An 18,735-nucleotide genomic window follows, 5' to 3' on the forward strand; every position below is an offset into this window, starting at 1 on the left:
CACCCTCAAAGGGGGACATGGCATGACCATTATCGTCACCGGCGCCGCCGGTTTTATCGGTAGCAATCTGGTTCAGGCCCTCAACCAGCGCGGCGAAACCGAGATCATCGCGGTCGATGACTTGAGCGATGGCGACAAGTTTCGCAACCTGGCTGACTGCGAAATCGCCGACTACCTGGACAAGGACGATTTTCTCGAGCGTTTCGCTCGCGGCCAGTTCGGCAAGGTACGCGCCGTGCTGCACCAGGGCGCTTGCTCCAGCACCGTCGAAGGCGACGGGCGCTTGATGATGGACAACAACTACCGCTTCAGCCGCGACCTGCTCGACGCCGCCCAGGCCCTGCAGGTGCCGCTGCTGTATGCCTCGTCGGCAGCGGTGTATGGCGCCGGACGCGACTTTCGCGAACAGCGTGAATGCGAGCGGCCATTGAATGTTTACGGCTACTCGAAATTCCTTTTCGACCAGCGCGTGCGCCGGCAACTGCCACAGGCGCGCAGCCAGATCGTCGGCCTGCGCTACTTCAACGTCTACGGCCCCCACGAACAGCACAAGGGCGCCATGGCCTCGGTCGCCTTGCACTGCTTCAACCAGTACCAGACCGACGGCAAGGTCAGCCTATTCGGCAGCTATGGCGACTACCCGAGCGGCGGCCACCTGCGCGATTTCGTGGCGGTCGAGGATGTGGTCAAGGTCAACCTGTTCTTCCTCGACCGGCCACAGTTGAGTGGCCTGTTCAACGTCGGCAGCGGTCGTGCCCAGCCTTTCAACGATGTGGCACTGGCAGTGATCAACCACCTGCGCGAGCAGCAGGACCAGCCGCCGCTGTCGCTGGAGATGGCCCTGCTGGAAGGCATTCTTGAATACAGCGAATTCCCCGAGCACCTGCGCGGCAAGTACCAGTGCTACACCTGCGCCGACCTTGAGCGCTTGCGCAGCGTTGGCTATGAGCAGCCGACGCTGACGGTGGAGCAGGGTGTGGCGGGTTATTGCGAGTGGTTGCAGCGCGCGCCGTAGTCAGTGCTGGCGCAAGGTCTTCAAATCGCCCTTGCCCGAAGTCTCGCGCAGGTACTCCTGCAGTGAGTCATCCAGCGCGTTGAGCCAGCGGGTATGGTGCGGCACGGCAGCGGTACCGGTGATCACTGAGCGGTAGGACTTGTCGCGGTAACCCATGATGTCCTGCTTCTTGTCCGACTTCCATTTGAGGAAAATCCGGTTCACCGCGTCGATATCGAAACTCGGGTAATCGGTCTGCTCGATCAGGTGCTTGATATAGCGGCCCTGGAACTCGTACATCGACGCGGTCGACTCCAACGCCAGTTCATCGGCGCGCCACTGTGCGCCGTCGGCAGCCATCGCCGCCCGCTGCGGCAGCTTGATGCGCCCGAGCATGTAGTCGCGGGCGAACCAGGCCTGGGCGTCGAATAGGTTGAAGCTGTACCAGAGGTCTTGCATGCCGAGGTAGATCAACTGCGGGTTCTGCTCCCAGACAACTCCTTGGTACAGTCCTGCCGGCCACAGGCGGTTGCTGGTCTTGAGCGTCAGCTCATCGGGCAGGAACGGGAAGTGATGCTGGTAGCCGGTGCAGAGGATGATCGCATCCACGCGCTTGCTCGAACCGTCGGCAAAGAACGCCATCTCGCCCTCGACCCGCAGCAACTGCGGGCGCTCTTCCCAGCCTTTGGGCCATTTGTAGCCCATGGGCTGGGTGCGGTAGGCACTGGTAATCGAGCGCGCACCGTACTTGAAGCACTGCGAGCCGATGTCCTCGGCCGAATAGCTGCTGCCGACAATCAGCACATCCTTGCCCTTGAACTCCACTGCCTCACGGAAATCGTGAGCATGAAGGATTCGCCCGGAGAAGCGCTCGAAGCCGTCGAACGCCGGCACATGCGGGGTAGAGAAATGCCCGCTGGCCACCACGACGAAATCGAACACCTGCTCGATGCCCTGGCCGATGCTGTAGTCATAGGCACTGACGGTGAAGGTGCGGCTAGCCTGGTCAAATCGCACCGCCTTGACGGCGGTATTGAAGCGAATGTGATCGCGCACTCCGGCCTTTTTCACCCGGCCCTGGATGTAGTCCCACAGCACCTCGCGCGGCGGATAAGACGAAATCGGCCGACCGAAATGCTCATCGAAACTGTAGTCGGCGAACTCCAGGCATTCCTTCGGCCCGTTCGACCACAGGTAGCGATACATACTGCCGTGCACCGGCTCGCCGTGCTCATCCAGGCCGGTGCGCCAGGTGTAGTTCCACATCCCGCCCCAGTCGGCCTGTTTCTCGAAACACACCACCTCGGGCATCTCGGCACCCTGGGCATGAGCGGATTGGAAGGCACGTAGCTGCGCCAGGCCGGACGGGCCCGCGCCGATAATGGCAACACGAATAGTCATAATATTTCCTGACAGAAAACACTGAAAAAAATGCAAAGCATCTCCAGCCCTGAGCGGCAGAACCGAGGGCGAGGGGAAGCGGAAACTTCAGATGTCAGCTGGCAGGCGGAGGGACAGGGCGCTTGCGCTTGTGCGCGAGCAGGACGTCGCGAGGTGGAATCGACAAGGTGTGGAACAGCGTCGACAGGGGGGAGCTGGTCAGCGAAGGGCTAGCGACAGCGTTGGGCCCGTAAGGCTTGCCGAACAGCGCGGCAAACGGGCCTGAAGGGCGAAAGATACGTGTGGTCTCGTACATGGCGGGCTGATTCTGCCTCTTGTGGTTATGGATGCCTTTTTAGCTATAACGGATGAGGAAGGGGATTACAACCACCTGCAGGTGGTCGCCAAGCTGCTGGAGGGGCTTGCTCGTTGAGCTGCTTTCGGTCACTGTACAGACTAATGTCATTACAGTGAGGCCAAAGCCATGGCGTCTATCAACGTTCGTATCGACGACGATCTTAAAGCCCGGGCCTATCGTGAGCTCGAAAAGCTCGGCGTTACGCCTTCCGAACTGATGCGCCAGGCTTTGCAGTACGTCGCAGAGCGGGGCCAGTTACCGTTCAAGCCGGTGCTGTTGACGGAGGATGACGAGGCTTTGCTCGCAACAGTACGCGAGCGGTTGGCTGCACCACAGCGAGTGAAGGTCACCCTGGATGACCTATAGCCTTGAGTTCGATGCAAGGGCACTGAAGGAATGGCACAAGCTCGGCGACACCATACGTGCCCAGTTCAAGAAGAAGCTGGCGGCGGTTTTGCTGGAACCACGAATCGAGGCCAATCGCCTTCGCAGTCTGCAGGACTGCTACAAAATAAAGCTTCGCAGCAGCGGCTATCGCTTGGTTTACCAAGTGATAGATCAGGAGGTTGTGGTGTTCGTGGTGGCGGTGGACAAGCGGGAGCGTGAGCAGGTGTACCGTAAGGCATCTGAGCGATTGGCAGACTGAGCGAAGCCAGCTCATATGGAGGCAAAAAAGGCCGTCTCTGCATCCTCAGAGGGGGCATGGCATCGACACTATCGTCACCGGCGCAACTGCCGGCATAAGCTTGCTATCAGTGCAAGAGATCGCGAGTTACCGCCACCTGATTATGTACTCGTGTGTTTCCCGCCTTGCCATTTCGGCATGCTGAACGTTAGGCTTCCCCGGTCGCTGCAAAATCAGCGATCGGGTTTGGTCGCCCGTACAGCAAATTGCAAAAGCTCCCATCCACGAATGCTGACGGATTTTCGTCTGCACATTCGTGCTATGGCGGCTGTGCGCGGGAGGCATTCGTGCCTGCCGGGTTTGCCTTTTGTCCCGGTCGACCAACCTGCGTACAGCTGTCACCCAATTTGTTTGGTCGCAGACGGTGACAGCTCCATTGCAAAAGGAGCGTCATAATGACAAAAAAGATAGTTCCGGATCCTCCCGAATCCCTCCTTGGCAAGACTGCCGCAACCCCCTTCGGCTCCTGTGGTGCCGGACATCCACCGTTATTTGCTGTGCGTGATGGAATCGAGGCTGAAGATGCTTTGGTTCACGTTTCGCTCTTGCTGCAAGGCATCTATGACAGCGCTCAGCAGGCATGCGAGCACATCGATGGCCTGCCCAAGAAGGGGCTGCTCTGGTCAACCCTGCATTCGGCTGAAATGGCCAAGGGGTTGGTGGATGCCGTGCTGGATGGGCTCGAGAGTGAAGCGCTGAGGCGCAAAGGATTGGGAAAGCCTGTCTGATCTAGTCGACGATGCGAAAGGTTTGTCTTCTCGCTTCAGGGCTGCTTGGCAGCCCATCGTCTACGAGCGTTGCTGATCATTTTTCTGGGAAATTCGGGCCATGCTTTGCCCGAGATCTCAGGTACCAAAGCAGTGTCAGCACGCTCGGCCAAAACACAGTATTCAGCACATCATGAAGGCTCGCCTGCCACCGCCAGTAGCCCAGGCTATGCAGGTCATCCCACCCGTCGACTATCTCGCCCATGCAGGCCAGGGCTAATACACAAGACCAGGCCAGATAAGGTTTTGGTTGCTTGCTGATGGCTGCAAGGGCGACGAACACCACCATACCGAAGTAGATATGCAGCGCGTCTTTCGAAAGACCGGTAACCGAGACGATGGCCAGCTTGATGGCTTGTGCGGTTGAGGTTTCCATACCAATGATTCTCCTCCCTGTGGTGGCTGAGAGGATAGTTTGGATCATCCCGTGATATACATGTGGGAACGGGACTTGCCCGCGATCGAGCGTGCAGCGGTCGTAATTCAGACGGTGCAAACAAAAAAGGCCGACCTTGCGGTGAGCCTCATTTTTTACTGCGTATGGTGCGGCACCAGACGAACGGTTTCTACCTATGAGGGCAGGGGATTCGCGGGGTTGGAATTTGGTGGATTTTCTGGCGTACCTCATAAGGTAGCTATAAATAAATCAGCTAGTTATGGCGTTTGATGGAATCGAATCGGGGTGTTTCTGGTCACCTGCTGATGAAAATTGTGAAAGTAGATTATCGGTCTGAATAGTTACAGGTCATAGAACTTGAAGATATAAACATCGCCTCCCAGTCGCATGCGACCCAATGCTGCGATTGCTGATACACCGGAGGCAAGAAGAATTATGGATGGGTACAATTAAGTTTGGTTAGCTACTAAAAGATACGCGCAACTAGGTCGGTGATTCGGGCTGCATTAGATTTGTTAGGGTCCTTAGGCTTGCTATGCCTACGTTTGCGCAAACGAACGATAGCTTGAGATAGGCTATCTAAGCTTGGATGAATTGCCACCAGCTGTTCAAGCGTTCGCTGCATCTGCTAGAGTGAAGGCTAATGGGGAATGGTTTTATTTTTGGTATAAATTTCTAAATGTTTAGCATTTGAAACGTAATGGCCGGTTTTGCTAATCTTTCTAGACTCAGTTCAGGAAGTGTTAACTCATGCCATCGTTAGCTCGTAATGAGTCAAGTGGAGAGATTTTCGCTTTAAATGGCATAGTTGAGATTTGTGCCAGGTGTTAGCAGAATGCTGTTTTTAAATTTATCGCGTAAATCAATGGAAGAATTATGGCTGATCTACTTAGAAGGCATCTAGAGCAGAAGACCAAAGAACATTCTGCGCTAAAATCATTGTATAGCCAGTGGGACTTTGATGAAAAACTCATTCCTAAAGCGCTTCAAACAGTAGGTGCTTTATTTCCTCATTATAGCCGGCATGATGAGTCACACTCCAAGCAGATACTGATCAATATAGAGCGAGTCCTTGGCGAAAATATAGCGCTGTTAACCGCAACAGATACTTGGTTGATACTAGAGTCTGCCTATTGGCATGACATTGGCATGGTCGTGCCCCGAAGTGATATGGATGAAGCGCTTCAAGATCCAAAGTTTAAGGAGTTTTTACAATATTACTGTGATAATAGTCATCACGAGCTACATGGTATTTCGTCCGCACTTAAGGGTCCCGATAAAAGCAACTTGTTTTTTGATCATTCTAATCCCGCGGATGCGGTTGTGAAGTTTAGGGAATTAATGGCGGAGTGGTTTCGGGGGAAACACCCGGGGCGGGCAGATCAAATTGTTAGATCACCGATGCAAACAATCGGAGTTAACTCTCCCAGGACAGAACTAATCCCGTCACGGTTGTTTCGATTGCTGGGTAGAATCTGTCAAATGCACGGTGCCCCATTCGAGTCAATATTGGCCGATGGAGGGCTGCCATTCCGTGAGGCGGGGCTAGCTCAGGAAGATTGCCATCCTCGGTTCGTTGCGTGCCTGCTTCGAATGGGGGATTTGTTGGACATGGATGACAACAGGTTCTGCCCTGTCATGCAACGAGTTTCAGGGGATGACAGGCCGAAGGTTAGCAAAGCGCACGAGGACAAACACTCAGGCATACGGCATTTGAGGATCGACCAAGAAAAGATTGAGGTTGATGCGGAGTGTGACTCCATCGATGGGTATATTGAGGCGTTCAAATGGTTTGAGTGGTTAAAGCAAGAAACGCAGAATCAGATGGCAAATTGGCGAGATATTGTGCCAAACCGAGAGCTCGGGCTGCTTCCAACACTTGGTAAAATTTCTGTAAAAATTGGCGGAAATATTCAGATCTTGCGTGATGGAGAAAAACCTGCATTTGGAATCGATCTGTATGCTGCGATTGAACTGCTGCAAGGTCACAATCTTTACGACTCAAAATTTGATTGTATTAGAGAGATTATTCAAAACGCAGTGGACGCCACTCTGCTAAGAGTTTGGTTAGAGCATGGGCGAAAAGCTGATATTGACTGGTCAAGCCCCGATTCTGCAGAAATTAAAGAGTTATTCAGCAGGTATCCCGTTGGATTTGAGCTCACTGAGTCGTTGCAAGATGCAGACGCGCTGAACGAAATACGCCAGACCAGTTGGAAGGTCACGATTACCGATTCCGGAACTGGGATCAGTAAGAATGACCTTGAACATATGCTGAAAGTTGGTGGGTCCAGACGTAATACACTGAAGCAACAGCAGATCGCATCAATGCCAGAGTGGATGAAGCCTTCGGGGACTTTCGGCATAGGCTTACAAAGCCTTTTCATGATAAGCGATAGTCTGCATATCGAAACCAAAAGCCTCATTAGTAACGAGGCTTTTAGTATCACTATGCATAGTCCTACGGGGCCAAAGGACGGCTTGGTAATTTTACATCGAATGGACAGTGATTTTAGCAAGCCTTTCGGTAGCAAGCTTACTGCAATGATTAAGCTGGATACATTTTCAAGGTCTTTCAGTACTCAGCATGACGATGACTCTATATCAGCGGAGATTGTAAATAACTTAGACCCAATTCTGCATGAAAGTTTTCCATATGAGGCGGCACAGGTTTATGATGCTGCCGTGAGGTTTAGCGAGAACTCGCTTATCCCCATTAAGGGTAAATTAGCTTCGGGCATAATTAATCATAGTAATTCTGACTTTGATTGCTTGCACTTAGACTCGAGCGAGAATCCTTGGCATTTTGTACGGTGGAATGGGTTGGAGTGTCGTTTACAGTATAAGCCATCTCCGCATGTTCATCCTTCTCGCGCCTGTAGAACTTTCTATAGGGGGCAGGAATTTGAAACGAAGGGCTTAAACTTTCCAAATGTTATAGTGGCTATAGATATACTTTCTGGTAGCGCAAGCAAATGGCTTAGGTTTAGCAGGGATAAGGCCTTCAAAACTGCCATGAAGGAAATTGAGGAGGCAATACTTGGATGCTTAAGTGTGCAAGTGAGGCTGGATTTAAATAGTTACAAAGTCAATCAGGTTGAAGATGCCGCCAGCAAGCAGAGTAAGTCCGAATTTTCCTTCTTCCTAAAAAGTATGGCGCTCAGATTCGACGGTGATTGGGACGAATTGGCGAAATCTCTTGGAGATAGCTGGCTTGATCTGGAAATAAAAAATCAAAAACACTGCTATAGATATTACTTCAATTTGCCAGAGTGGACTGCGCAAGTTAAGCATGACGAAAAAATAGTACGGTCCGATGAATCCCTTTTGGTAATTAGTGGGGTTAATAGTGAGCTAACACTGTGGGTGCTAATTTCTGACTGGTTATCAGTAGCGGGGAATAGTGTTTCAGTTGCAGGCGGTGACAATATATATGATCTCGAAGCCTATGAGTCCTATTTGGCGCAGCAGGCCGAAAGTGGTGCCCAAAAAGACTTTTTCCTTCGAAACTCTGAAGAGTACTTCAATGCTATTAGCTTTAAGCGCATAGCACAAGAGCCATGGAACGATTCTGCATTTGCGACTGCCTTGTATCGGGCTACACGATCTTCTTGGGGTAATGAAAGATTATATGTGTCAACAAAGCTTCTGAGTTGCGATCCAAGTGCCATCAAGCGTTTGGCGATTGCTGATAGTGTAGGTATAAGGGCGCGAAACCTTTTTCATGTTTCGCCTTATAATTCTGAGCGTGTGGTATTGCCTTTTCTTTTTAGGGGCAGAAAAAATAAGTTTGGTAGGCTGACTGATAGTGATGATTTAGAGGCGCTGTGTCATTGGGTTCAGCCCAAACTGATTGAACGGCTTGATATTTCCGAAATTAGAAATATTTATGTTGAATTTATTGGTTTCCTCGATAATGAGCTTATGCCTGGGACAGTTTATTACGTTGAGTGGTGTAAGGCACGAGGCATAGAGCCGAAAACTTCTTGATTTAAGTTCGCTGGGCGTGGCTTTGTGATTTTCGAGAGTCACGCTCAAATTTTTAGCCCCTCCCCCATTTCCTGGCTAACGCTAAGGTGTCGATCTGGGGCAAAATATCAGGAAAAATTATCTATCGTTCCAGTTTGGCCATTCGGAAGCGATGCCCCACAGTCAAGACCCTGTTTATATATCGCTGAACTTTAGGGGGTCGATGCTTTCTAGAAACAAGAAGGTCTAGGGCTGAAGTCGAGCCGTTCGAGCAGGCTGCTCGCAGAAGAATAACTCGCAAAACTGAATGGTGATAGTCCTAGGTTTTCTAAAAACTATTTCACTTCGTATAATTGGGTTCCCATCCTCGCAAGACTACTCATGAGTTTTAATTCAGGTTGTTATAGCTAAGGCCATTCGCTCCTCTGGTAAATTGGGATACCATAGCTGAATAAGAGTAGCCGTTTTTAAATTAGTGTTCGGAGGTTCTTACGGGTTTATTGCTTGATATAAACCAATCTTGTTGATAGATCGAAAGTCCATGTTTTTTGTAAACGACTAGCGATTAGCCGCACGGTTAGCAAATAGGAATATCGCGTCGTCTCGCTGTGTTGATTCAGACGATGTATAAGAAACCAAGCCACATGCTTTCTCTGCCAAGCCCAAGGTGTCTTCCGCTGCCAGCGCTCTGAGATTTCAGCTTGGATGGTTCGCGCTTGCCGCAAATGACGTTGCCGTGTGGCGTGTGATCCAGTAAGCACGCCAGCCAAGAATAACTCCATGTCGAATGGCTCACTCATGTCCGACCACCAATGTAGGCTGCGACCACATCGATCCGCCCGTGCCCCAGCTCATAGCTGACCTGTCTCCGGGCCTCACGATCTAAGTTTCTATCTACCTGGCAACATTGGCCGCCATTGATAGGCGCGTGGTGTTGGGTGATTTGTTCATAGCGCTCACATGCATACGCTGCTCGTAGCTCATGGAGGCCTTTGAGGTCGTGGGCATGCAGGATGTCCCGCGCGGGGCGGATGATTTTTTGCTGAAAAATTAAGTAGCTCTCGTGTGGCGCAATCAGGTTACGGCTACCCGCAGGCGACACCTGCCATGCAAACCTCAGAGTCTCGCGAACTTGGCCGTCCACCGCAATCCAACGCGGTGCCGAGGCACCGGCGCGACCGCCTTTGGTGCCATCCTGAATGTTAATTCTGCCTAGGTCGTTAGCCTCACGGCTCAGCCGTGGCAGGTCAGCCAAGGTGGCCTCGCGCAAGCGCATGCCGGTGGCTCGCGCTAGGAGTACAATTGCGGCGGCCCGTAGCTGATGTTGGCGACAAAGTGCATCGACGATCTGTTTAACCTTTGCGCGGTCTTGGCCCTGCGGCACCGACTGTCGAACTCCGCTGCGCTGCATACCCAACGCCCTGCTCGGGCTGGGCAATTTCACGTACTGATCACCGCGAAGCGCTGCCATGGTCCTGTTAACGCTGCATAGGCGGTTTTGTGAGGTGCTGACAGCAAGGTCACCACACCCAATCGCGTCGCGCAGATACGCCGCATAGTCGCCCAATACCTTTCGATCAATCTGCCGTGCATCATTGATACCGGGCCCCTGTTCGGAGCGGCACCACTTCACGAATGCCTGCCACCGATCACTGTGCGCCTTGACTGTGCCGTAGTGGCCACCGCCGAACATGTCTTTCAGCGCCTGCGGCCCGGCGTAGCTCAACTGCCTGCCGTAGCCGAAATTGCGGCCATCGCGTCTACCCACCAATGCCATATCGGTCACCTCATCTCTTGCTCTCCAGTCCTCACCCCACGTCATCCCGCCAAGAATGTTGAGTGTTATCAGGGATCAAGGCCCCTGCGACCTGTGGGGAATGTCCACTACGCGGGACTGGCGGCTCCTTACGTCCGGGAGCAAGGGCATCTCATGATCTGGCCTCCTGAGCACCGTTACCGGTGGGCGGGTGGAGGCAGCGCTGGCTGACGAGACCTGCGCCTGAAGATCCTGAGCCATGTGCAAGCAGCAATGCGATGACCGGGGCATGCCTGACTGTCAGTCAGGTGCAGTCCATTCCCTGGTCTGCGGCACCATCATCTAGAAGGCTGTTGCTGGTGACATCGGCGTTTGTCACGCCGATTGTCACGAGGGGGAATGCCGCAAAGCCTTGTGCGATCAGGGCTGCAGCAGTGGTAGAAGTGCCCGTCTCTTTCCAGAAGAAAGAGACGGGTGCAGGTTGGCGCAATATTCGGCCAAGCGGATAGGTTGCTGCAGGGCAGCGAGGTACGATGTATCTGGCGCACGAGCGCTATATGTGTAAGAGCATCCATCACATGGGTAGTGACCGGGCGAGCTGCCGGATGCGAATCGCCTTTGGGGAGAACCACCGCGAGAGCGGCGTGACCTTGAAGGTTCGGGTCACCTGGGGTGCTGCCTAAGGCAGCGGTTGCAAGATCAGTTCTACGCCTGTGGATAATTTTGGTCAATGCCTCAATCTCCGTGGCCTCTGAGGCTGTGCATGAAGTTATCCACCGGTGGAAATCAGTGGTATCCAAAGGATTTGTGTCGGCTTTTAGCTTTGCAAAGCGAGGTCCATCCAAACAGGGCGGCTTTGCAGCCCTGTTTGGATGGACCCGAATTAAAGAGCGGCCAACGGTGTTCTGGAGGGTTCACCGACGATTGAATGCGCCACGCCCACTTGGCAAGGGGGTGATGTTCTCGCCGGCTGGGTGGGCGAACTCGTGTGGGGTGACATGCCCGGATCTGTTGGCATCGATGTAATTGCTCCACCACGCCATGATCAGCCGACGCTGCTCCAGAAATTCGGCCTTGTGGATATAGGCGGCGCGCACGCGATTGCGTTCCTTGTGGCTCATCTGCCGCTCAATCGCCGCGTCCGTCCACAGCCCTGACTCCAGTAAGGCGCTACAGGCCATGGTCCTGAATCCATGCCCGCATACCTCCTTGGATGTGTCGTAGCCAACGTTGCGCAGCACCTGGTTAACCGTGTTCTCCGACATTGGCTTCCAGTACTTGTGGTCACCAGGCAGCACCAGTTCGGAGAAGCGACTCAAGCCGCGCAGCCGTTCAAGGATCGCGATGACTTGGGGAGAGAGCGGTACCATCTGTATGTCTCCGCTCATCTTGGTGCCACGAGTGGAATTGCGCACGCCGTCGATTGGCTTGCGGGTGTCCGGGATTTCCCACATCGCCCTTTGCAGGTCGAACTCCTCCCAGCGCGCAAAGCGCAGTTCGCTGGAGCGCACGAACACGTGTAGCGTCAGCAGTACAGCCAGCCTGGTTAGCTCACGGCCGTTGTAGTTGTCGATCCGGCTGAGTAGTTCGGGGAGGCGGTTGAGTGAGAGGGCAGGGCGGTGCACGGTGCGCGGGGCATGGATCGAGCCTGCCAGATCGAGCGCCGGATTCTGGTTGATCTGCCGCGCCCGCTTCGCGCCCCGCATGATCGTGGAGAGATAGTTCTGCACACGCAGGGCAACGTCCATGGTGCCGCGCTCTTTGATACGGAGGGTGACCTCAAGCAGATCATGAGTATCGAGTTCAGCAATGGGGCGTTGGCCGATCATAGGGAAGACATGGGTGCGCAACCGACTCATGACGGTCTTGGCGTGTCCCTCCGTCCAGCGGCGGGACATTTCGGCGTACCATTCCAGGGCGACGGTTTCGAAAAGCAGGGAAGCTCGTTGAGCCGCTACCTTCGCTTTCTTCTTCTCTTCCATAGGATCGAGGTTGTCGATCAACAGGGCCTTGGCTTCATCGCGCTTGGTCCTCGCGACGGCCAGCGAGATGATGGGGTAGTTGCCGATGATCAGCGTGCCTTCTTTGCCGCTGGGCTTGAAGTAGCGCAATCGCCACGTTTTCACGCCATTGGGTTTCACGAAGAGGTACATGCCGCCACCGTCGAACAGCTTGTAGGCGCGGTCGCGAGGTTTCGCCGTACGGCATTTGAGGTCGCTGAGAGGAACGGCTAGACGTGGCATAAGGGTACGTTCTCCATGCAGGCAAGACGCTGTACCCTAAAAATACCCCCGGGGATGGGGTATTTTGTTGGATCCCGACGGAGGGTCCTGGAACGAAAAAACCCGCCCAAGGGCGGGTTTTAGGGGCTTCCAAGGCATTCAGTGGAACGCGATGGAGCTGGATATGGTGCCGGCACCAGGAATCGAACCCGGGACCTACTGATTACAAGTCAGTTGCTCTACCATCTGAGCTATACCGGCACAGGGGCGTCATTATAGCGATCAGTTTGCGTCTGTAAACTACTTCTGCAACATTCCTCGCGATGCCCGGTTTCAGCGGGTATCGCGGGGTGTTTTGTTACCAGCCGCGGTGCATGGTCGTGGCGCTGGGTTCGGCTTTGGTGGGGTCGAATATCAGCGGTTTGTAGCGGCAATCGTGCTTTTTACAGTGCTCTCGGCAGCCGTGCTTTTTCTTGCAGCTGTAGGCCGGGCCCGTGTAGCCCTTGTCGCCGTATATCTGCATCTGCGGGATTTCCCAGCCAGACATCGGGGCGTAGTCGCCGGTGGTGCAGCCGCTCAAGTAAAACGCGCACGCCAGCAGGAGGAAGGATCTGATAATAGCCACAGGCAATTCCGTTTGGTCGAAGTGTCAGTGTTTGTGTGTGTCGAGGTAGCGCTGGATGGCGTGGTGGTCTCTGCTGAAGTCCGGCCCGGGGAAGCTCTGGGTGCCGTACATCTGCATGGGCGGCACTTGCCAGTCGGACCGGGGTGGCGGGACTTGCCAGTCGGACATGAAGGCGCAGCCGCTGAGGTAAAACGCGCACGCAAGCAGGGCGATGGATCTGATGATATCCACAGTCAATTCCGTTTATTCGAGGCGTCAGTCTTTGTTGAGGATGCGGTGGATGGTGCCGCCGCAGGACTGGTAGCAGCTGTCGTAGTCGCTGCCGCACGAGTAGCTAGAGCCGCTGTTGAACGGGTAGCTGGGGTAGTAGCAGCTTTTGCGCGCTTCCTTTTTGCTCTTGCCGGCCTGGCAAAGCTGGTAGCTTCTGTAGTTGGCCTGGTACAGGGCCTGATCGCTGTTCTCCTGCAGGCGCGCCATCTGTTTGCAGTGGTTGCGTTCCATCGAGCAGGAGTTGATGCAGTTCATGCCCGCCATGCTTGGCGGTGGGGAGTATCTATAGGTGTAGCTGGGGCCGCAGCCGCCGAGCAGGCCGACGGCCAGCACTAGCGCAGCGCGCCATTTGAGTGAATTGCTCACGAGTTGCCAGTTCCTTGTTCATTCCTCGCTGAACTCCAGCAGGTCACCTGGCTGGCAGTTCAACGCGCGACAGAGCTTCTCGAGGGTTTCCATCTTGAAACCCTTGATCTTGCCGTTTTTCAGCAACGACAGGTTCGCCTCCGTAATACCGATAATCTCGGCCAGATCCTTGGAGCGGATCTTGTTCTTGGCCATGACTACATCGAGTCGAATAATTATCGGCATAGGGGCAAGCTAGACATAACAGTTGTGTTCATCGCTGATGGTTTTGGCGTCACGCATGAGGAGTGAGAAGGCGCACAGGAAGATGCCTTTCATGATCTCGTAAACCGCCTGGGATGATACACCGATCGATACGCTGAAGCTTCTCTCGCCTTTGGGCAGGTCGATGGAGAACGCCAGGCCCTGCAAGGTGCCGATCATCGGCCAGACCATCGGCAAGCCGATGCACAGCAAGCCCACCCACCAGAGCATCTTGATGTTTTGCGTCGTCCAGGTTTCGCCCCGCGACAGGCGCAGGAAGAACAAGCCGGTCAGGTACAAGGCAAAAGCCGAGAGGCTGGCGGGGATCAGTTCCAGGCCGATCACCAGGCCCAGGGCCAGGTGCGAAGGCTGGTAGTCCGGGGCCAGCAGCAGCGGCATGTTTTCACCAAAGCTTTGCAGGTAGGCGCCTTGCACCTGGGCTTTTTCGAACACCCACAATAGTACGTTGCCGCCGAACTCGACGATCCCTGTACCCCAGGCGAGTACCGCGGCGAATGCACCGATCACTCGCAGACGCGATCTCGCGTAAGCCACTGTCTTACTGTTCATGGTTTCCCTCCGTGCTAGTTGAGCGGGGTGCATTATTTGTGAAAAATTATCGTATTACAATAATTAATTGTGATTTTGGTAGGGGTGCGGCGTTTTGACACGAGGGCAGGAGAGGGGTGTCAGAGGCTGCGCGGTGGCTGAATCGCTGGCAAGCCAGCTCCCACAGAGCCGGCCTTGCCGGCGATGGGGTGCGCAGCAGCCCCAATATGGCCGGGTAATATAATTTACGAACCTTTCTGTAACCTTTAAGGGCTTTCACCTAAATACGGACTGAAAGACGCGAAAATTAATTAGTCATTTTCTATCGATTTGACTTTAACGATGCCTTGAGCTAATTTGTTGTTCATTATGTTGAACACTAAAGCGTTTCCGCTCCTCACCTCCCGCCTGGTTTCCCGTGAACGTCACTGGACCGGCGACCTCTAGCGCCTCCCCCGACAAACAGCCTCGTTTCTCTTTTTGTCTGCAGCCGTCAGCGCGATTTCGCTCGGCTTGTGTCGCCCGTGGGAGGGCATCATGCGTTCCTGGATCTATCTGTTTATCGCCATCACCGCTGAGGTGATCGGTACCGCGTCGATGAAATTCGCCGCCAGTCATTTCCCGATTCTTGGTCACGGGTTGATGTACCTGATGATCGGCCTGTCGTACTTCTTCCTGGCACTGGCGGTAAAACGCGTGCCGGTGGGCGTGGCCTACGCCCTGTGGGAAGGCATCGGTATCGTCCTGATTACCCTGATCAGCGTCACCTGGCTGGGCGAGAGCCTGGGCCTGCTCAAGGCCGCCGGCCTGGGTGTGATGATCGCCGGTATCCTGCTGATCAAGTCGGGTACCCGCGCCGCACCTGCCCCGCGCAACATGGAGGCCCTGCCATGCTGAGCATGAACTGGATTCCCTTCGCCTGGCTGGGCCTGGCGATCGTGCTGGAAGTGATCGCCAACCTGCTGCTCAAGTATTCCGACGGTTTCAAAAAGCGCGGCCTGGGCATTGCCTCGATTCTCTGTGTGCTGGCCGCCTTTACCGCACTGGCTCAGGCTGTGCGAGATATCGAACTGTCGCTGGCTTATGCCATCTGGGGTGGCTTCGGCATCCTCGCCACCGTGGCCATGGGCTGGGCGTTGTTTGGTCAACGCCTGGTGGGCCGTGGCTGGTTGGGGCTGGCGCTGTTGCTGGTGGGCATGAGCCTGTTGAAACTGGCCTGATTTAGCCTGCTTAGCGCTATTCGCGCGAAGGCTTATGCACAAGCCGCATGCCAAGCAGGTGCGCATTGCATCGGAGCAACGCCCGCCGTTGGTCTTTGCGCAAATGGCTGTTTTTGCTGGCGATTAATCGGTGAACAAAAAATGACCAGCCTGTGAAAGCGCTTGGATCCACGAATTTGCAGGGGTTCGGCGCAAGGTTGCGCACAGACTTATCCACAGGCTGAGCGCCTTTACTGACGTTCGGCCAACAGCATCAGGTTGCGTGGCGTGAGAGGCTGTTCACAAAACACCCCGAGCTGTACCTGATAGGACTGTTCCTGCAGGAACAGTGCGCGATCCAGCACCAGCCACAATTCCAGCGGGCGGCGGAACAGATTGCGCAGCAATTCCAGGTTGCGCACCTGGGCCAGGCGCTGCCAGCCGGCGGCTTCCAGCGCGGGCCAATCGGGCTCGACACCTGCCTGCAACTCTTTGAGTTCAGCAAGGCCCCGGCAGTAGTCGGCGAACGGCTTGTGCAGCCAACTGACCGGTAGCGAAGGCGTTGGCAGGTACTCATCCATTCCACGCACCTGACGTTGCCACAGATCGAAACCCAGGCGCCTGGCCATGGATTGGTCACGCTGGCGGCGCACGCGCGCACCAGCGGTAACCGTTTCGCTCAGCGGCAAGCCAAGATCTTCGATCGACAACTGCAAGCCAGAAGCCTTGGCGGCTGTGGATAACGGCTGGTACTGCGGCGCCTGGATGCGGTTGTAGCAGCACGGTGCGATGGCCAGTTGGCGGCAGCCCTGCTGGCTGGCCAGTTGCATCAGGCGTACATGCAGGTCGCCACAGGCGTGCAGGGCGACTGCCGTGTGCTCGGCATTCAGTTGCAAGGCGGCGTCATTGGCCAGTACATCCTGCAGGCGGTGCTCGGCGGGCAGCTGATGATGCTGGCTGAGGGCGATACCGGCTTCGACCAGCGCCGGGTCGTATTCCAGGCAGGTCAGTTGCTGGCTGTGCGGCTGCAACAAGCGCCGGCCCAGATGGCCCTTGCCTGCGCACCAGTCCAGCCAGTGTCGCGGGTTGTGGATAAAGCCCAGATGGCTGGCGAAGGCTTCGATCTGCTGCCATTTGCGCCCCGGCACATCGACATTCAGACGAGGGCCTGCCGCGGGCAGAGCAACGGTGGATAACTCACCGATGGCAGACAGCTCTGCCGCTCGGCGCGCCAGTTGTGGAAAAGGTGCGGGGGCGTCTAGCTGCTCGGGGTGATTGTGCGCCGCCTCAGCCTCGCTCAACGAACGCTCGCGCAACCAGTGGGCAAGGGCGGGGTGCTCGGCTTCCCACGGCAGTTCCAGCTGGGTGAAAGGCCGTGGCCGCCAGAGTGCCTGGTGCTCGCGTAGAAAACCATCCAGCGTCTGGAAGCGGCTGAGCAGTTGGTCACCGGAAAGAGGAAAGGCAGTGGTCATGAGCGGGTACGACAACGGGGCTGAGATCAGCCCCGTTATACAGGTTTATCGACCCTGGCAGGCGTCGACGCGCAGCCAGCGTTCCAGCTGCTTGAAGGCTTGCACCAGCAGGAAGGAAATCAGCAGGTAGAACAGGCCCGCAGCGAAGAAGATCTCTACCGGCAGGTAGGTGCGGGCGATGATGGTCCGCGCCATGCCGGTCAGCTCCAGCAGGGTGACGGTACTGGCCAGGGCGCTGGCCTTGAGCATCAGGATCACTTCGTTGCTGTAGGCCGGCAGGCCGATGCGCGCTGCGCGTGGCAGCATGATGTAGATCATCGCCTTGGCCCGGGACATGCCCAGGGCCCGCGCCGCTTCAATTTCGCCACGGGGGATGGCCTGCAGCGCGCCACGCAGGATTTCTGCGATGTAGGCGGCAGTGTGCAAGGTCATGGTCAGCACCGTGCACCAGAACGGATCGCGCAGATACGGCCACAAGGCACTGTTACGCACGGCATCGAACTGGGCCAGCCCGTAGTACACCAGGAACAGCTGAACCAGCAGCGGTGTGCCACGGAAGAAGAAAATGTAACCGTACGGCAGGGCGCGCACGTACCAGTGCCGCGAGGAGCGGGCGATGCCCAGTGGAATGGCGAGGATCAGGCCGGCAATGACCGCGATGGCTACCAGCTCCAGCGTCAGCGTGGCACCTTGGGCCAAGCGTGGCAGCCACTTGATGATGACTTCCCAGTTCATTGATTGGCCCTCACGAAGCCGCGAGCGGCGCGTTTTTCCATGAAGTGCATGCCGGTCATGGCAAGGACGGTCAGGCCCAGGTAGATGATGGCGGCGACCATGTAGAAGGTGAAGGGCTGCTTGCTCACGGTCACGGCGATTTGCGAGTGACGCATGATTTCTTCCAGGCCGATCACCGAGACCAGCGCGGTATCTTTCATCAGGATCATGAACAGGTTGCCCAGCCCCGGCAGCGCGATCCGCCACATTTGCGGCAGGATCAGCTTGGAGAAGATCCGCCCTTTGGACAGGCCGAGGGCCAGGCCGGCTTCACGGTGACCCTTGGGAATGGCCAGGATCGCACCACGGAACACTTCCGTGGCATAGGCGCCGAAGCACAGGCCCAGGGCAATGACACCTGCGGCGAAGGCATTGAGCTCCAGGCCAGGAATATTCAGAAGTTCGCCAAGCCGGTTCATCAGGCTGACGGTGCCGAAGTAAATCAACAACACCCAGAGCAGTTCGGGCACGCCGCGAACCAGCGTGGAGTAGAAGCCACCCAGCCATTGCAGGGGTTTGTACGGCGAGGTCTTGGCCAGGGCACCAAGCAGTCCCAGTACCAGCCCCAGAAACAGGGCCGACAACGCGAGTTTGACGGTCATCAGCGTCCCGGCCAACAAGGCCGGACCGAATCCGTAGAGATCAATATTCATGGGCAGGTTTGTTCAAGGGACCGGCATCGCCTCCAGGGCGATGCCGGTCGGGGCGA

General features: G+C 55.6%; 20 protein-coding genes and 1 tRNA gene. 7 read left to right on the forward strand and 14 right to left on the reverse strand.

Features of this window, described 5'->3' with window-relative positions:
- The first annotated feature begins 22 nt into the window (after positions 1-22).
- Positions 23-1,015, forward strand: coding sequence for an ADP-glyceromanno-heptose 6-epimerase (gene rfaD / locus ABM562_RS14900; RefSeq protein WP_460422461.1), 993 nt, complete (start codon positions 23-25; stop codon positions 1,013-1,015).
- Here rfaD and ABM562_RS14905 read toward each other — a convergent pair whose 3' ends face one another.
- Positions 1,016-2,395 carry an NAD(P)-binding domain-containing protein gene (locus ABM562_RS14905; protein WP_134064783.1) on the reverse strand — a complete coding sequence of 460 codons (1,380 nt, stop codon included), beginning with the start codon at positions 2,393-2,395 and terminating at the stop codon, positions 1,016-1,018.
- A gap of 463 nt (positions 2,396-2,858) precedes the next feature.
- Here ABM562_RS14905 and ABM562_RS14910 point away from each other — a divergent pair, with 463 nt between their 5' ends.
- The 3 genes from ABM562_RS14910 to ABM562_RS14920 all read left to right on the forward strand — a co-directional run bounded on the left by ABM562_RS14910 (position 2,859) and on the right by ABM562_RS14920 (position 4,145).
- Positions 2,859-3,098: a type II toxin-antitoxin system RelB/DinJ family antitoxin gene (locus ABM562_RS14910; protein ID WP_460422463.1), complete on the forward strand. Its 240-nt coding sequence runs from the start codon at positions 2,859-2,861 to the stop codon at positions 3,096-3,098.
- Positions 3,088-3,378 (forward strand): type II toxin-antitoxin system RelE family toxin, encoded by a 291-nt coding sequence (locus ABM562_RS14915; RefSeq protein WP_460422465.1) that lies wholly within the window; start codon positions 3,088-3,090, stop codon positions 3,376-3,378. The genes ABM562_RS14910 and ABM562_RS14915 overlap by 11 nt, the downstream gene beginning before the upstream one ends.
- Before the next feature lie 434 nt (positions 3,379-3,812).
- Positions 3,813-4,145 carry a DUF3077 domain-containing protein gene (locus ABM562_RS14920; RefSeq protein WP_460422466.1) on the forward strand — a complete coding sequence of 111 codons (333 nt, stop codon included), beginning with the start codon at positions 3,813-3,815 and terminating at the stop codon, positions 4,143-4,145.
- Between the two features lie 76 nt (positions 4,146-4,221).
- On the opposite strand, the gene ABM562_RS14925 is transcribed toward ABM562_RS14920, so the two are convergent.
- Entirely contained in the window at positions 4,222-4,560 is a 339-nt protein-coding gene (locus ABM562_RS14925) for a hypothetical protein (protein WP_460422468.1), read from the reverse strand.
- An 897-nt stretch (positions 4,561-5,457) separates the two neighbouring features.
- On the opposite strand from ABM562_RS14925, the gene ABM562_RS14930 reads away from it, so the two are divergent.
- The gene (locus tag ABM562_RS14930) at positions 5,458-8,571 is read left to right on the forward strand and encodes an HD domain-containing protein (RefSeq protein WP_460422470.1); all 3,114 of its coding nucleotides are present in this window, start codon (positions 5,458-5,460) and stop codon (positions 8,569-8,571) included.
- A gap of 476 nt (positions 8,572-9,047) precedes the next feature.
- On the opposite strand, the gene ABM562_RS14935 is transcribed toward ABM562_RS14930, so the two are convergent.
- The 9 genes from ABM562_RS14935 to ABM562_RS14975 form a co-directional block, all read right to left on the reverse strand.
- A complete protein-coding gene (locus ABM562_RS14935) occupies positions 9,048-9,350 on the reverse strand; it encodes a hypothetical protein (RefSeq protein WP_460422472.1) in 303 nt (100 codons plus the stop codon).
- Positions 9,347-10,327, reverse strand: coding sequence for an integrase domain-containing protein (locus tag ABM562_RS14940; RefSeq protein ID WP_460422504.1), 981 nt, complete (start codon positions 10,325-10,327; stop codon positions 9,347-9,349). The genes ABM562_RS14935 and ABM562_RS14940 overlap by 4 nt, the downstream gene beginning before the upstream one ends.
- Positions 10,328-11,220: 893 nt before the next feature.
- Positions 11,221-12,549 (reverse strand): tyrosine-type recombinase/integrase, encoded by a 1,329-nt coding sequence (locus ABM562_RS14945; RefSeq protein WP_460422474.1) that lies wholly within the window; start codon positions 12,547-12,549, stop codon positions 11,221-11,223.
- Between the two features lie 164 nt (positions 12,550-12,713).
- Positions 12,714-12,789: transfer RNA gene (locus tag ABM562_RS14950), tRNA-Thr, on the reverse strand.
- A 97-nt stretch (positions 12,790-12,886) separates the two neighbouring features.
- On the reverse strand, positions 12,887-13,153 hold the full coding sequence (locus ABM562_RS14955; protein WP_115084901.1) for a hypothetical protein: 267 nt from the start codon (positions 13,151-13,153) through the stop codon (positions 12,887-12,889).
- Positions 13,154-13,177: 24 nt separating this feature from the next.
- Positions 13,178-13,384: a hypothetical protein gene (locus ABM562_RS14960; RefSeq protein ID WP_115084902.1), complete on the reverse strand. Its 207-nt coding sequence runs from the start codon at positions 13,382-13,384 to the stop codon at positions 13,178-13,180.
- A gap of 24 nt (positions 13,385-13,408) precedes the next feature.
- Positions 13,409-13,789, reverse strand: coding sequence for a hypothetical protein (locus tag ABM562_RS14965; RefSeq protein ID WP_115084903.1), 381 nt, complete (start codon positions 13,787-13,789; stop codon positions 13,409-13,411).
- Between the two features lie 18 nt (positions 13,790-13,807).
- On the reverse strand, positions 13,808-14,014 hold the full coding sequence (locus tag ABM562_RS14970; protein WP_010221299.1) for a helix-turn-helix domain-containing protein: 207 nt from the start codon (positions 14,012-14,014) through the stop codon (positions 13,808-13,810).
- 9 nt (positions 14,015-14,023) lie between these two features.
- Positions 14,024-14,602, reverse strand: a complete 579-nt coding sequence (locus tag ABM562_RS14975; protein ID WP_010221300.1) for a hypothetical protein — start codon at positions 14,600-14,602, stop codon at positions 14,024-14,026.
- A 516-nt stretch (positions 14,603-15,118) separates the two neighbouring features.
- Between ABM562_RS14975 and ABM562_RS14980 the strand changes: the two genes are divergently transcribed.
- Positions 15,119-15,478 carry a multidrug/spermidine efflux SMR transporter subunit MdtJ gene (locus ABM562_RS14980; protein ID WP_038998273.1) on the forward strand — a complete coding sequence of 120 codons (360 nt, stop codon included), beginning with the start codon at positions 15,119-15,121 and terminating at the stop codon, positions 15,476-15,478.
- On the forward strand, positions 15,472-15,801 hold the full coding sequence (gene mdtI / locus ABM562_RS14985; RefSeq protein WP_038998274.1) for a multidrug/spermidine efflux SMR transporter subunit MdtI: 330 nt from the start codon (positions 15,472-15,474) through the stop codon (positions 15,799-15,801). The genes ABM562_RS14980 and mdtI overlap by 7 nt, the downstream gene beginning before the upstream one ends.
- Positions 15,802-16,031: 230 nt before the next feature.
- Here the strand turns inward: mdtI and ABM562_RS14990 are convergent, their stop codons facing one another.
- From ABM562_RS14990 to ABM562_RS15000, 3 genes are read right to left on the reverse strand one after another with little or no spacing between them, the layout of a single operon-like run.
- Positions 16,032-17,252: a methyltransferase gene (locus tag ABM562_RS14990; protein ID WP_460422477.1), complete on the reverse strand. Its 1,221-nt coding sequence runs from the start codon at positions 17,250-17,252 to the stop codon at positions 16,032-16,034.
- 45 nt (positions 17,253-17,297) lie between these two features.
- Entirely contained in the window at positions 17,298-17,987 is a 690-nt protein-coding gene (locus tag ABM562_RS14995) for an ABC transporter permease (protein ID WP_115084905.1), read from the reverse strand.
- Entirely contained in the window at positions 17,984-18,679 is a 696-nt protein-coding gene (locus tag ABM562_RS15000; protein ID WP_038998279.1) for an ABC transporter permease, read from the reverse strand. The genes ABM562_RS14995 and ABM562_RS15000 overlap by 4 nt, the downstream gene beginning before the upstream one ends.
- Positions 18,680-18,735 lie beyond the last annotated feature (56 nt).

It is taken from the genome of Pseudomonas sp. ZL2 (assembly GCF_054788455.1).